The following is a 14,134-nucleotide window of genomic DNA, read 5'->3' on the forward strand; positions in this document are numbered from 1 at the left end:
AAATCATGAACAAGCAATTTTTAACTTTCACCGTAGCGGGAGCAATATTTATGGTTTCACCTACCCGATCGCCAGAAACAGTTCTACAACCTTCTGAAACAATGACACGCCAAGAGCGGGGCGAAAAAGTTCTGAATAGTTTGTCAGGTGGAAAAGGTTTGCCACCGCATTTTGTTCAGCTTCAAAAAGATTTCCCAGAACTTGCTGACATGACGCTCAAATACTCCCTAGGCGATATCTGGGCTCGTGAGGTGCTAGATAATAAAACCCGCCAGCTTATATCACTTGCAGGGTTTGCGGCACAAGGCACAATGCCGCAATTCAAAGTTCACGCTCAATATGCCTTGAATTACGGTGCTACGCCGGAAGAACTGATGGAAGTTATTTATATTACCACAGTGACTTCCGGCTTTCCCCGCGCCTTGATTGCAGCAGGAACTCTCAAAGAGTTGTTTCAGGAAAATAATATCAAGTTCCCAGTAACATCACAAAAATAGGAGATATCAATGTCAAACTTAAATGGAAAGGTTATTATCATCACTGGAGCGAGTAGCGGAATTGGTGAAGCCACTGCTAAATTGCTTGCTAAAAACGGCGCGCGAGTGGTTTTGGGTGCACGTCGCACCGATCGCCTAGAAGCGATCGCCAAGGACATTCGTGCGGAGGGTGGAACAGTCGAATACCAGGCTCTCGATGTCACGCAACGCAGTCAAATGGAGGATCTCGTTCAATTTGCCCAGAGCAAGTTCGATCGGGTAGATGTCCTGATTAACAATGCTGGCATCATGCCTCTATCCGCACTCGAACAACTGAAAGTTGAGGAATGGGATAAAATGATTGATGTCAATATCAAAGGTGTTTTGTACGGCATCGCGGCAGCACTTCCTGTCATGAAAGCACAAAAATCTGGTCAGATTATTAATCTTTCCTCGATCGGCGGACACGCGGTTTCTCCTACTGCTGCTGTTTACTGTGCTACTAAATTCGCCGTTAGAGCCATCTCAGAAGGCTTGAGACAAGAAATTGGAGGCGACATTCGGGTGACGGTGATTTCTCCTGGAGTAACGGAGTCTGAGTTAGCCGAGAGCATCACTGATGAAACTGCAAGATCGGGAATGCAAGAATTCCGCAAAATAGCTATTCCTGCTGCTGCGATCGCGCGATCGATTGTATTTGCGATCGAACAACCTGACGATGTTGATGTTAGCGAAATTATTGTCCGACCAACAGCCAGCCCTTACTAAGTAGGTCAATTTAATTAAATCTAAAAGGCGAGGGTTATTAGATACCCAACTTCTTTTAAAAGTCGGGTATCTGGGTATTCTGAGTTTTTATGAGGACTTAGTTAGCTTACCAATTCCCCTTGCCAATTCCCAATTTCGCCTTACACACTTCAAAACTATTTCCCGTATCTTTGCCGTAAAATAAATTCCGCTAGTGCTAAATCAACGGGCGTTGTGACTTTCAAATTCGTCTCTTCTCCCTCCACAATTTGCACTGGTAAACCGCATTTTTCAAACAAAGCCGCATCGTCGGTAACTTCCCAACCTTTGTGTCGCCCTTCTTCGTGACACTGCTTTAACAATTTCACTTCAAATCCTTGGGGAGTCTGGGCTGCCCACAAATTGCTTCTGTCTGGGGTGTCTCGCACGATCCGACGCTTATCTACGACCTTAATCGTATCCTTGACCGGGACGGCGACAATCAAGCCCGGACAGGTCAAGAGGGCCTCTGCAGATCGATCGAACAATTCAGCAGTTGCCAAACACCTCGCGCCGTCGTGAATCAACACTCGATCGGCATTGGGGGGCAAAGCCTGCAAACCGTTGTAAACTGACTCTTGCCTGGTGGCGCCTCCTTGAATCAGTTCCACGGGCTTAACCAAAGATAAATCGCTCAGAATTGCTTTAAAATCAGGAAAATCGTCTGGCTGGCCCATGATGCCAATCCAGCTAATGTGCTGCGAAGCTTCAGCCGCAGCCAAAGTCCAACTCAGCAAAGGTTTAGAGAGCAAAGTCAGCAGCAGTTTGTTCCGCTGACTGCCCATCCGTCGCCCCGAACCCGCTGCAGGAATTAATAAGTGCATTTACTAACCGTTTTTAACCCAACTAGATATATATAATAAGAGCGTCCTGTACTTTTGAGTCAGTTGTTTAGCTGTCAGCCAGTAGCTTTTAAGGTCTAGAAATACTATAAGCTGATAGTTGAGAGCCGATCTCTGAGAGCTACCTCGATCAATAATAGCCCGATCGTTTATGATGCGAATACTAGCACTTGTCCCTGGCGGGATTGGCGACCAAATTTTATTTTTCCCCACTCTTGATGACCTCAAGCAGTCCTATCCCGACGCGCAAATTGATGTCATCGTGGAACCGAGGGCAAAGGGTGCTTACCGAGTCTGCAAATCCGTCAAAGAAGTCTTGACGTACAATTTCAAAGACCGCAACGCTATGGCAGATTTGGGCAATTTACTGGGCGTAATTCGCGATCGCGAATACGAAGCAGTTATTTCCCTAGGCCAGCGGTGGACTGTAGGGCTGCTGCTGTGGCTGACCGGCATTCCGCAGAGAGTTGGCTATTCGGGAACCAACGGTGCTCGATTTCTCACCGCTGCAGTACCGCTGAAAACTGAACAGTACGCCGCTTCAATGTACCATGATTTGCTGCAAGGATTTAACATTACAAATCCTTGTCCGGCGATCGCAATTAATGTACCAAAACAGGACATTCAGTGGGCGGAAGCCGAACAGCAGCGGTTGGGCGTAAAAGAAAGCGGCTACATTTTGATTCACGGCGGTTCCAGTCAATTAGCTGTGTCTAAAGGTATTGACAAAATTTACCCTACAGACAACTGGAAGCAAATAATTGAAGATTGTCAGCAGCGGCAGCCGAATTTGCCCGTTGTTGTTGTGAAAGGCCCAGAAGATGCAGACTTCGTGACAAAGTTAGTCGAGTTATGTCCGAATGTAAAAGTTATCTCGCCGGATGATGTCGGCAAGTTGGCGGCGACAATTGCTGCTGCTAATTTGATGATATGTACTGACAGTGCGCCGATGCACTTAGCTGTGGCGGTTCAAACTTATACAATAGCTTTGTTTGGCCCGACTGAACCGGCGAAATTGTTGCCAAAGAGCGATCGATTTTTGGGCATTAAATCTCCTACTGGCAAAATGGCAGACATCTCTCCTCAAGATGTTTTGAAGAAGGTTTGGGGCGGCTAATAACTAGGATATCTAAGTCAGGACACGGCACTGCCGTGTCCCTACAATTTAGCTGCTTTCCAGGCCCGGGGGACGAGGAAAGAAGTGGGGGATTTAAAACTCGATGTTAGTCTTCCAAATCATCCATCATCTGCTGCAATTCCTTCTTCTTTTGCTTGGCAAACTCAATGCTGCCCAAACTTGTCAACAATCCGCCCGAAGCAGTGAGAGTAGCCTCTGAGATTTTCTCACAAAATAGAAGTCCGATCCCTCCGAAAGTAACCATTGCCGATGCGGCGGTAACAAAAAGGGCCAGATTGTAGCTTTGGCGAACTTGCCGCAATGATTCTCGCAGCATTTCTTTCTTAATTTCGCTATAATCTTCATCAGGTTGCGAGTTGCCGAATAAGTTAAAATTCATAACTGTTTTCTCTCCAAAATAGTGATAATTTTTTGTTTCTACAATTACTCTACCGAAGCAAACAGCGAGACTCAAGGGCAGATAGGGCGAGTTTTAATTTGCGATATGCCCTCATTTTTGGGGCAGATAGGGCAGGAGATTACAAACTATCTGCCCTAGACAGAGAGAAGTATTTAAATATAGAATGTGAGTGCGATCAGAGTTACGGATGAATAATCATGAAATCTCGCTCCCGCTAGCCCCCATGCTATTTCATTTCCCCGAAATCCGCCAGGGAATGAATTCCCTGGCTAATAGCAGAAGTCGCTTAAAACCGACTAAAATACTAATTTTCAGTCCTCTTAAGAGGACTTTCGCTATGAGACAGGGAATTCATTCCCCGTCGGACTGTCGGACTCTCCCAAAATCCGCCAGGGAATGAATTCCCTGGCTAATAGCAGAAGTCGGTTAAAACCGACTAAAATACTAATTTTCAGTCCTCTTAAGAGGACTTTCGCTATGAGACAGGGAATTCATTCCCTGTCGGACTGTCGGATGATGGAATTAACTGAAAAACCAATAACAATAGCTAACAAATTACTATGCGCGACTCCGATAAAGTTCAATCGAGTGCAAAGGGAAAAGAGTATCTCCGAGAACAAATTAAAGAAAAAGATTTTACTCAAGAAAAATTTGCCCAACTCGCCAAAGTTTCCACCGACACGATTAAGCGCTTACTCGGTACAAAAGACTGCCCCAATGGCGTAGAAAGATGGTCAGTTACCAACATCGCTAAAGCATTAGGAATAGAACCCACAGATATTGTTGACCCAAAAGATTGGAATGCCGACAATTCGCTGCCACCAGAGTTTCAATCACTTATAGCAGAAAAAATTAAAACCTTTTGCGGCCGCCGATTTGTTTTTGATAATTTTCAGCAATTTGTCAGCGAAAATCCTCACGGTTATTTTACAATCATCGGGGATGCGGGAATGGGCAAAAGTTCGATCGTTGCCAAATACGTCTCCGAACATAAATCTCCCTGCTATTTCAATATTCTCGTCGAACGCCGCAACAGACCAGAATTGTTTTTGAAGAGCATTCGCCAGCAATTAATTGACCGCTATCAATTGCCAAATTCAGAAAATGCCGATTTACCAACTTTACTGGCAAAGGTGGCGGGAAAACTCACTTTGGGCGAACGTTTGGTAATTGCGATAGATGCACTGGATGAAGTCGAACAAGAAGCGGGAGAAAATCTTTTACATTTACCGACTACTCTGCCAGATCGGGTTTATTTCTTGCTGACGAGGCGACCCTATAACCTCGGAAAAAAGCGGCTTTCCGTATCTCCTGGAGTTTTGGTAACCGAGTTAGATTTAAGAGATGAAAAGTATGCTAATTATAATCAAGATGATATCAAAGAATATATTAGATTTGTTATAAATACCGATTCTGAGTATAATAATGGGCTGAGGAACTGGATTCAAAGTCGCAGCATTGCCGATACAGCTTTTGTCGAACAATTGGCAGACAAGAGCGAAAACAATTTTATGTATTTGCGCTATGTTTTGCCAGCAATTGTTAAGGGCGATTACAATGACTTAAGTTTAAAGCAATTGCCAGACGGGCTGCAAGAGTATTATCAAAACCACTGGGTGCGGATGGGGCTGGAAGCTAATCCCGGGCAATTGATGGAGATTGTCTTGTATATTTTGTTAGAGATTGGCATACCGATTCCCTTCTATATAATTACTGAAATTATCAAGGTCGAAGATGAATGCGAGCTGAAAAAATTTTTAGAAGATGAGTGGGTTGAGTATTTGAAAAAGCAGAATGTAGACGGAAAAATCTGCTACAGCATCTATCATGCGAGTTTCCTTGACTTTCTGAAAGCCCAACGAGAGATGGATTCAAAGCGTAAAATTTTTCAGGAAGTATATCAACGGATTGCTGAGAATTTAGAAAAAGGGATGGCGTGAGATGGGAGAATTTGCTGAGAAGTTAGAGGCCAAACCACTTTTCTTTCAACGTGCTTATCTGGGCAGCTTACTGCCAAATTATATCAAGTCTGGAAAATTAGGAAAATATTATGAAAAGCTGACAGATTTTAACTTCCTGATGGCAAAAATTCAGCATCCTGAGTTTGGAGTGCAGGCACTGATTGATGATTTCCATTTAGTTGACGATTCAGAAGCATTAAGTAACCCAGAGTACAACCCAGAAAAAGCAAAAGCTCTGAACTTGATTCGATCGGTATTGTGGAGATCATCGGATATTTTAGAGCGAGACAAAACGCAACTAGCAGAGCAATTGTGGGGGCGATTGGTACACTTTAAAAAACCACAAATTTATACAATACTGGAGAAAGTAAAGCAACAGAAAATAGGATTTTGGTTGCGTCCTTTGACACCTTGTTTAACTCCCCCTAGCAGGGAAGTAATCCGTACCCTCAAAGGTCACAGACACTGGGTAAATGCAGTAGCCGTCACTGGTGATGGCAAGCAGGCGATTTCTGGTTCCAGAGACAACACCATTAAAATCTGGGATTTAACAACTGGAGAGGAACTGCTTACTCTTACTGGTCACAGAAAAGTGGTAAATGCAGTAGCCGTCATTACTGATGCTAAGCGGGCGATTTCTGGTTCAAGAGACAACACTATTAAAGTCTGGGATTTAACAACTGGAAAGGAACAGTTTACTCTTACTGGTCACAGCAAATCGGTAAATGCAGTAGCCGTCACCGCTGATGGCAAGCGAGCGATTTCTGGTTCCGATGATAAAACTCTCAAAGTCTGGGATTTACAAACAGGAGAAGGATTTTTTACTCTTACTGGTCACAGCAAATTGATAAATGCAATAGCCGTTACTGCGGATGGTAAGCAGGTGGTTTCTGGTTCGAGAGACAAAACCCTCAAAGTTTGGGATTTAACAACTGGAGAGGAACTGCTTACTCTTACTGGTCACAGTGACTGGATAAATGCAGTAGCAGTCACTGCTGATGGTAAGTGGGCGATTTCTGGTTCGAGAGACAAAACCCTCAAAGTCTGGGATTTAACAACTCGAAAGGAACTGTTTACTCTTACTGGTCACAGCAAATCGGTAACAGCAGTAGCCGTTACTGCTGATGGCAAGTGGGCGATTTCTGGTTCGAGAGACAACACCCTCAAAGTCTGGGATTTAACAACTCGAAAGGAACTGTTTACTCTTACTGGTCACAGGCAATCGGTAAAATCAATAGCCGTCACTACTGATGGCAAGCGGGCGATTTCTGGTTCAGATGACAAAACCCTCAAGGTATGGGATTTAACAACAGGAGAGGAACAGTTTACTCTTACGGATCACAGCTACTCGGTAACAGCAGTAGCCGTTACTGCTGATGGCAAGCGGGCGGTTTCTGGTTCGAGAGACAAAACCCTCAAAGTCTGGGATATAACCACTGGAAAGGAACAGTTTACTCTTACGGGTCACAGATACCCGGTAACAGCAGTAGCCGTCACTGCTGATGGCAAGCGGGCGATTTCTGATTCGTCGCGCAACCCCTGTGTTGGTGAAAAGCTGAATCTTTCTGATATAAACAGCACCATTAAAGTATGGGATTTAACAACTAAAAAGGAAATGTTTACTCGCGAAGATAGCCGATTCTTGGAAAATGCACTAGCATTTACTGCTGATGGCAAGCGGGTGCTTTCTCGTTATTTCAAAAGCATCAGAGTCTGGGATTTAACAACTGGAGAGAACCTGTTGATTCTTGCTAATGAGAGTTCCTTGGTAACACCAGTAGCTGTCACTGCTGATGGAAAGTGGGCGATTTCTGGTTCGTGGAACTACATCACAGTCTGGGATTTAAAAACTGGAGAGAAACTGTTTATTCTTGCTGGTCACAGCGACTGTGTAAACGCAGTCGCTGTCACTGCTGATGGCAAGCACGCAATTTCTGCTTCGAGAGACAACACCCTTAAAATCTGGGATTTAACGACTCGAAAGGAACTGTTTACTCTTACCGAACACAGCAAATCGGTAAATGTAGTAGCCGTCACTACTGATGGCAAGCGAGCGATTTCTGGTTCAGATGACAACACCATCAAACTATGGGATTTATCGACTGGAAATCTCATTGCTAGTTTCACCCTTGAAAATCCGATCGCCTCTTGCGCGATCGCCCCCGATGGAGTCACAATTGTCGCAGGCGACGAATCCGGCCGCGTATATTTCCTGCGCCTAGAAGGGATGGAGGAACTAACATGAATTCCTCACCTCTGTCAACTCCCATCTATACCGCTGCTTACCCAAAAGAATTTCAGCAACTCCTGCGAGAAAAAACTGAGAATTTTGCAGGCCGCAAGTTTGTTTTTTCTGCGATATCCGACTTTCTGAACTCCCACAGCCGCGGTTATTTCACAATTGTCGGCACTCCCGGCTGCGGCAAAAGTTCCATCCTCGCCCAATATGTCAGGGCCCATCCTCGCAGTATCTATTACAACGCTGCAGTTGAAGGCAAAAATCGAGCTGAAGATTTTCTCGCTTCTGTCTGCACTCAACTGATTGACAAATACCTTGCCGCCAATGGGGAAACATCGGAAATTCTCAAGCTCAAATCTCAACTTCAAAATCTCGAATCCCATGATGGGAGTTGGTTTCTGTCTTTGTTGCTTCAGCAAATTAGCGATAAATTAAACGATCGACAAAAGTTGATAATAGTCATTGATTCCGTAGACGCGATCGCCCGCACCAGTCAGCCTCCCAGCACAAATCTGTTTTATCTGCCGAGATATTTGGGCGATCGTACTTATTTTATCCTCGCCCGCCGCCCGTTTTTGAGAGAGAAATCCGGTTTGTTAATTGAAACTCCCTCCCAAACTCTCGATTTAAGAGATTATCCCGCCCAAAATCGCGAAGATGCCCTGAACTACATTCAGCAATACCTATCAACCGCACCGGATTTAACTCAACCCGAATTCTGCCAACAACTCGCCACTGTCAGCGAAAACAATTTCATGTATCTGAGTCAGATGTTAAGGGCGATCGCCGAGAATTCACGCCCCGATGCTAATCTGGGAGAGTCCTCACTTCTCTCTGAACTTCCTCCCGGTTTAGCAGCGTATTATCAAAACCACTGGCTGCGGATGACAGGTGATGGCTTATCGGCGATCGACTTGTCTGCGATCAATGTTTTGGTAAAATCCCCAACAGGTTTGTCTGTAAGTGCGATCGCCAATATAATTGATCGGGATGAATACGATGTTGAAAAAGTGTTAGACAATTGGATCGAGTTCTTAAATAAACAAGAAATTGGAGGAGAAATTTGCTATAGTTTGTATCATAATAGTTTCCGCGAATGGCTAGGCAAACAATCTATTTTAGAATGATGATGAGGACACGGCGCCGTGTCCATTGGAGTCAACAAACACGTTAAACCGATAGTCCGACAGGGGTTGAAACCCCTGCCTCAAAGCTGAACTCCTCTAAAAGAGGACTAATGAATGAGTCAGTCCTCTTTTAGAGGACTTTCGCTATTAGACAGGGAATTCATTCCCTGGCGGACTGGCGGGTAGGCGGGAGGACTAGCCGACGAAAAGCTTAAGTAATATCAATTCCGATGCCACCGAGTTTTATATTATATCAAAAACAATACAACAATGAAACGAGCAGTATTTCTTGACAGAGATGGCGTCCTCAATATCGAAGCTGGTTACATTCACAAAGTAGAAGATTTGCATTTAATCCCCGGAGTCGCCCAAGCTGTACGCCGTTTAAATGACCAACAAATATTTTGCTGTCTGGTTTCCAATCAATCCGGCCCAGCGAGGAATTATTATCCGGTTAGCCACGTAGAAGCTTTGCACAAACGCCTTTGTCAGCTATTAGAAAATGAAGCAGGAGCCAAGTTAAATGCTCTTTATTACTGTCCTTATTTAAGCGCAGCAGAAGGCGGAACCAACCCAGAATTTACGCGCTATACAACCTGGCGAAAACCCAATACGGGGATGTTGGTAGCGGCCGCTTGGGAACAGGATTTAGATTTGCGAAATAGTTTTATGGTGGGGGATAAAGCGACTGATGTTGATATGGCTCACAATGCCGGCTGTACTGGTATTTTGGTGCAGACTGGTTACGGGGAAAGCGTGTTGAGTGGGGAGTATCAGCACCATACTAAACCGGATTTTATTGCAGCAAATTTAGCGGTGGCGGTGGAGTGGATTTTGCAACAGTTTGATTAGTGTTTGTAGGGGCATTTAAGTTTTTTGCCGTTGAGTCGAACAGGAAAGTGCTACGTAAGGAAGGGCGACGGTGAAGGTTGTACCAACGCCGATTTTGCTTTCGCAGGCGATCGCCCCTCCTTGCAATTCCACAGCTTTTTTAACAATTGTTAATCCCAAACCATTACCTTTAATTTTCCCACTATTCTTGCAGCGGTAGAACATTTCAAATATTTTCCCTACTTCGGTTTCTGGGATGCCGATACCTTGGTCTCGGATACGTATAATTAGTGAGGGAGAGTTAATTTTTGTAAATTGGGAATTGGGAAACAAACACTGAGGAGACAAGCAGAAAATAGCTTCTTTGTCTCCTTCGCTTGCTGGACGGCATTCCAATTCCAAGGTGACTTGCCCGCCGTTGGGAGAATATTTGATGGCATTGACGATTAAGTTAGAAATAATGCCGTGCAGCAATTGTTGATCTAATATTGCACTGGTAACATCTGACGGGATTAATGTTAGTTTGTGCTTGGCTTCATTTCCTAACTGCAATTGAGCGAGCAAGTCTTGACAAAATTCGACTAAATTTATCGGTAATGGATTGCATTTGAGTTGGCCTGCTTCTGCTCGACCCATAAACAGCATATCATCGATTAGCTGGTTCATCTTTTGGGTAGCTGAGTGCACCAGCCGCAGGGTTCTAACTTGGGATTCGTCACTGCTGCGAGTTCGATCGAGAAGTTCCGCAGAGATTAAAATCGCGTTGAGGGGATTCCGCAATTCGTGAGCGGCCATTGAAATATACTGGTTTTGGCGGTGCGATTTTTCTTCCACCGACTCTCTGACTGCTTCCGCGGCTTTGAGAGATTCTCGCATCTTGGTTTCGATTTCGTGTCTGTGCAGGGCAATCTCGATCGCCACCCGCAAATCATTTTGTTGAAATGGTTTGATAATATAACCGAATGGATCTGTAAGTTTCGCTCTTTGCAGCGTTTGATCGTCGGCATAAGCTGTTAAAAATATTGTCGGCACATTCCTATTAGTTCGGATTTTCTCGGCTGCTGTTACCCCGTCCATGTCACCTTTAAGCACGATATCCATCAACACTAAGTCGGGCGGGTTTTCGATCGCTTTTTTAATTGCTTCTTCTCCTGAAGAAACTGTAGCTGTTACTACATATCCCAGTTTTTTTAATCGACCTGCTATGTCTTGGGCTACAATAACTTCGTCTTCTACAACCAAAATTTGTATAGGGTTCATTTTTCGTTAAATACGCTGCCGATAATTTAACTCTTGGAAAATCAGACTGTAGCAGGTTCCACGCTGACTGTCAATGGCAATACTCGCCTCTAATTGGTAAGCCAACATTTTTACTAATCGCAATCCTAATGTTTCAGTATTTTCCAAGTCAAAATTCGCCGAAAATCCGCGACCGTTATCTTGAATAGTTAAATGAAATTGGGAATTATTTATTTCATGAAAATTGATATATATTTCACCAGCAAGACTTGAGATAAAGGCATATTTTAAAGAGTTAGAAACCAGTTCGTTAATAATTAAACCGCACGGAATTGCTGTTTCTATGTTTAAATAAATGGGGTCAACTTTGAGATTAAATTTGATTGAAGTGTTGCCGCAACCAAAAGATTGATACAAATTAGCAACCAAGTTTTCGACGTAGGGGGAGAGGGCGATCCGATCGAGATGTTCGGATTGATAAAGTTGCTCGTGAATCAGAGCCATTGAATGGATGCGGGTCTGGCTTTCTTCAAATAAAGTTAGCGTCGCTTCGTCTTCAATGTATTGAGCTTGAAGTTGCAGCAAGCTGGAAATTACCTGCATATTATTTTTGACTCGGTGGTGAATTTCTTTGAGCAATACTTCTTTTTCGCGGAGTGCTGCTTGGATGCGGGCATCGGTCAATTTGCGATCGCTGATATCTTCGCAAATACCGGCGATGCGGTAAATTTTACCCGATTCGTCGTAAATGGGAAAAGCTCGATCGCACACCCAGCGAATTGTGCCCTCTGGCAAAAAAATCCGATATTCGGTATTGGTGGACTCGCCCTGCAACACTCGCCCCATTGCCTCTTCCAACAGGATTTTATCTTCTGGATGCACCCACTCCATCATTTTTAATGGATCAGCATACAATTCTTCGCGACTGCGCCCCCAGATTTGTTCGTAAGCTGGACTCAGATACAATAAATCGGTGAATTCTGCAGACATTAGCCAGACGGAATCTTGGATATTTTCTGCTAGCTGGCGGAAGCGTTCTTCACTTTCACGAATGGTTTTTTCTGCCTGTTTGCTTTCACTTATATCTTCTGCAATGCCAACGATGCGGTAAACTTGACCAGCTTGATTTCTAATCGGAAAAGCCCGAGCGCGAATCCAGCGAATTTGGCCGTCAGGTCTGAAAATTCGATATTCGATATCCTTTTCAGACTCCATTTGTTTCGTGAAGGTAGCAATAACGCGGTCGCGATCTTCTGGATGGAAAGACTCTGTAAAAAAGCGCCCGTAAGCATACAAATCAGCACAGCTTCTGCCCCATATTTTTGCATAAGCCGGACTAATATAAATAATTTCCTGGGGTTGAACGTTTACCATCCAAAACACGCTTTCAATGTTTTCTGCTAGCTGTCGGAACCTTTCTTCGCTCTCTTTCAGTGCTGCTTCGGTTTTTTTGCGATCGCTAATATCTTCTGTCACTACTACATTGTAAATTGCCCCACTCAGCGGTTCTTTGATTAGCGATACTGTAATATTTACCCAAACTACAGTGCCGTCTTTGTGCAGCAAGCGTTTTTCCATTTTAAAACTGTCAATTTTTCCGGCAAATAATTTCTTGTTTTGTTCTAAATCTGCATCTATATCTTCTGGGTAAGTAACGTCCATCCAAGTTCGCGACAGCAGTTCGCTCGCACTATATCCCACTATCTCGCAGAATTTTTGATTGACTCGCAAATAGCGGCCTGTTGCGTCAGGGTGCGTAATACCGACTGCCGCTTGTTCGACGGTGGCCCGAAAGCGTTCTTCGCTATCTCTGAGGGTTGCTTCTGCTTTTTTGCGATCGCTAATATCGCGCTGCACGCCAAAATAGCCCACGATTCTGCCGTGGGAATCGTAAATGCAAATATAGTCGCCTTCCACCCAAATTAGAGCCCCGTCAAACTTGCGATTGTCATTTTCGATGTGGATTCTGCCCGCATCAAAAAATTCCCTGATTATCTCTCTGCCACCAGTCAAGTTGTGCGATAACAAAGAGTAAAGCGTGCGACCAATAAACTCTTCCCTAGTACCCCCGTATTGAGCTATCAAAGCATCATTTGCCTTCGTTACCCGCCCGTTAGTAAATACATAATCCAAAACTTTTTCTTTGTCAACTGTATCGTCCCAGTGCACTGGTTCGTCCAGCATCATAAATAAAAAACCATCTAAAGATTGAGAGAAAAACAATTCTAGCTGTTCCTGGCTTTCTCGCAAAGCTTCTTCTGCCTGCCAGCGATAGATAATTTCTTCCCGCAATTGAGTGTTAGCTGTTTTTAAGTCTTCTGTGCGCTTTTGATATTTAATTTTTAGCTGATTTTTGATTTCTTGCAGCGCTATTTCTGCCTGTTTTTTTTCGGTGATATCATGAGTAACTACCATGCCGGCAAAAATTTCTTCTCGGTCGTTTTTGACGGGAACAGTTGTTGTTAAATAAACGCGATCGCCGTATTTATATTCAAAAGTATTCTCTTTTCCTGCCAAAGCAGCGCGATATGTAGTCTCAAAAAGTTGCCAATCTTCAGGTGGCGATGCTTCCCACAATGTTTTGCCTTCCAACAGTTCTTTGGACAAACCAACTACTGCCAAACCTTGGCCGTCAACCAGAGTATAGCGCAAATCGCGATCGAACAAAAACACCGACCCATTGGGATAATGTTTGATGAGAGTTCGGTACATTTCCTGGCTTTTTTCCAGAGATGTGATTAACCCAATGCGATCGTCCTCGATGATATCAAATTCTGTTGCCGAACCCGAAAAGCCAGCATTCTCGACTGCTTTGAGTTGTGCTTCTAATTTCTGGCACAATTCTCTCTGCTGCTGCAAATCCTCTTCTAGTTGTAGAATTTTTGCTTTTTGCTCTGCTACTAATGCTTCGCAGGTTTCCAGAGGTCGATCGATCTTGGTAGGATCAATACACATAATTGCTCTAGGTTTAGCAGTTGCGGACTTGAGCTTTTTCAAGTTAATACTAACTCACATTTTGCACCATTGTCAGCAACAGGCTTTCCGGCCTGTTTCACAAGAAAATTTATCTTTTGTGGAACAGGCCGGAAAGCCTG

At 44.1% G+C, this 14,134-nt stretch carries 11 protein-coding genes; 7 read left to right on the forward strand and 4 right to left on the reverse strand.

All coding sequences use genetic code 11. From position 1 onward, the window contains the following. The first annotated feature begins 5 nt into the window (after positions 1 to 5). Positions 6 to 497: a carboxymuconolactone decarboxylase family protein gene (locus QUB51_RS17625; protein ID WP_333056926.1), complete on the forward strand. Its 492-nt coding sequence runs from the start codon at positions 6 to 8 to the stop codon at positions 495 to 497. Positions 498 to 506: 9 nt separating this feature from the next. Next, positions 507 to 1,244, forward strand: coding sequence for an SDR family oxidoreductase (locus tag QUB51_RS17630; RefSeq protein ID WP_333056927.1), 738 nt, complete (start codon positions 507 to 509; stop codon positions 1,242 to 1,244). A 155-nt stretch (positions 1,245 to 1,399) separates the two neighbouring features. Here QUB51_RS17630 and ispD read toward each other — a convergent pair whose 3' ends face one another. Further along, positions 1,400 to 2,086 (reverse strand): 2-C-methyl-D-erythritol 4-phosphate cytidylyltransferase, encoded by a 687-nt coding sequence (gene ispD / locus QUB51_RS17635; RefSeq protein WP_333211517.1) that lies wholly within the window; start codon positions 2,084 to 2,086, stop codon positions 1,400 to 1,402. Between the two features lie 172 nt (positions 2,087 to 2,258). On the opposite strand from ispD, the gene QUB51_RS17640 reads away from it, so the two are divergent. Beyond that, positions 2,259 to 3,221 (forward strand): glycosyltransferase family 9 protein, encoded by a 963-nt coding sequence (locus QUB51_RS17640; RefSeq protein WP_333056982.1) that lies wholly within the window; start codon positions 2,259 to 2,261, stop codon positions 3,219 to 3,221. Positions 3,222 to 3,327: 106 nt separating this feature from the next. Here QUB51_RS17640 and QUB51_RS17645 read toward each other — a convergent pair whose 3' ends face one another. After that, a complete protein-coding gene (locus tag QUB51_RS17645; protein ID WP_333142214.1) occupies positions 3,328 to 3,621 on the reverse strand; it encodes a TRADD-N-associated membrane domain-containing protein in 294 nt (97 codons plus the stop codon). 581 nt (positions 3,622 to 4,202) lie between these two features. Between QUB51_RS17645 and QUB51_RS17650 the strand changes: the two genes are divergently transcribed. From QUB51_RS17650 to QUB51_RS17665, 4 genes are all read left to right on the forward strand, one after another. Continuing rightward, a complete protein-coding gene (locus QUB51_RS17650) occupies positions 4,203 to 5,582 on the forward strand; it encodes an AAA family ATPase (RefSeq protein WP_333262538.1) in 1,380 nt (459 codons plus the stop codon). A 1-nt stretch (position 5,583) separates the two neighbouring features. Beyond that, positions 5,584 to 7,848, forward strand: coding sequence for a WD40 repeat domain-containing protein (locus QUB51_RS17655; RefSeq protein ID WP_333262536.1), 2,265 nt, complete (start codon positions 5,584 to 5,586; stop codon positions 7,846 to 7,848). Further along, positions 7,845 to 8,969, forward strand: a complete 1,125-nt coding sequence (locus QUB51_RS17660) for an ATP-binding protein (protein ID WP_333233400.1) — start codon at positions 7,845 to 7,847, stop codon at positions 8,967 to 8,969. The genes QUB51_RS17655 and QUB51_RS17660 overlap by 4 nt, the downstream gene beginning before the upstream one ends. Positions 8,970 to 9,239: 270 nt before the next feature. Continuing rightward, complete coding sequence (locus tag QUB51_RS17665) at positions 9,240 to 9,821, forward strand: HAD family hydrolase (protein ID WP_333056940.1); 582 nt, start codon at positions 9,240 to 9,242, stop codon at positions 9,819 to 9,821. A 15-nt stretch (positions 9,822 to 9,836) separates the two neighbouring features. Here the strand turns inward: QUB51_RS17665 and QUB51_RS17670 are convergent, their stop codons facing one another. Continuing rightward, positions 9,837 to 11,060: an ATP-binding protein gene (locus tag QUB51_RS17670; RefSeq protein ID WP_333056942.1), complete on the reverse strand. Its 1,224-nt coding sequence runs from the start codon at positions 11,058 to 11,060 to the stop codon at positions 9,837 to 9,839. A 6-nt stretch (positions 11,061 to 11,066) separates the two neighbouring features. Continuing rightward, positions 11,067 to 13,994 (reverse strand): PAS domain S-box protein, encoded by a 2,928-nt coding sequence (locus QUB51_RS17675; protein WP_333211527.1) that lies wholly within the window; start codon positions 13,992 to 13,994, stop codon positions 11,067 to 11,069. Positions 13,995 to 14,134 lie beyond the last annotated feature (140 nt).

The organism is Microcoleus sp. AT8-A3 (assembly GCF_036705675.1).
Classification (GTDB): domain Bacteria; phylum Cyanobacteriota; class Cyanobacteriia; order Cyanobacteriales; family Microcoleaceae; genus Microcoleus.

Excerpts from the sequence above, each read along its gene's own strand:
- QUB51_RS17625 (WP_333056926.1), top strand. The coding sequence starts at position 6 with ATGAACAAGCAATTTTTAACTTTCACCGTAGCGGGAGCAATATTTATG.
- QUB51_RS17630 (WP_333056927.1), top strand. The coding sequence starts at position 507 with ATGTCAAACTTAAATGGAAAGGTTATTATCATCACTGGAGCGAGTAGC.
- ispD (WP_333211517.1), bottom strand. The coding sequence starts at position 2,086 with ATGCACTTATTAATTCCTGCAGCGGGTTCGGGGCGACGGATGGGCAGT.
- QUB51_RS17640 (WP_333056982.1), top strand. The coding sequence starts at position 2,259 with ATGCGAATACTAGCACTTGTCCCTGGCGGGATTGGCGACCAAATTTTA.
- QUB51_RS17645 (WP_333142214.1), bottom strand. The coding sequence starts at position 3,621 with ATGAATTTTAACTTATTCGGCAACTCGCAACCTGATGAAGATTATAGC.
- QUB51_RS17650 (WP_333262538.1), top strand. The coding sequence starts at position 4,203 with ATGCGCGACTCCGATAAAGTTCAATCGAGTGCAAAGGGAAAAGAGTAT.
- QUB51_RS17655 (WP_333262536.1), top strand. The coding sequence starts at position 5,584 with ATGGGAGAATTTGCTGAGAAGTTAGAGGCCAAACCACTTTTCTTTCAA.
- QUB51_RS17660 (WP_333233400.1), top strand. The coding sequence starts at position 7,845 with ATGAATTCCTCACCTCTGTCAACTCCCATCTATACCGCTGCTTACCCA.
- QUB51_RS17665 (WP_333056940.1), top strand. The coding sequence starts at position 9,240 with ATGAAACGAGCAGTATTTCTTGACAGAGATGGCGTCCTCAATATCGAA.
- QUB51_RS17670 (WP_333056942.1), bottom strand. The coding sequence starts at position 11,060 with ATGAACCCTATACAAATTTTGGTTGTAGAAGACGAAGTTATTGTAGCC.
- QUB51_RS17675 (WP_333211527.1), bottom strand. The coding sequence starts at position 13,994 with ATGTGTATTGATCCTACCAAGATCGATCGACCTCTGGAAACCTGCGAA.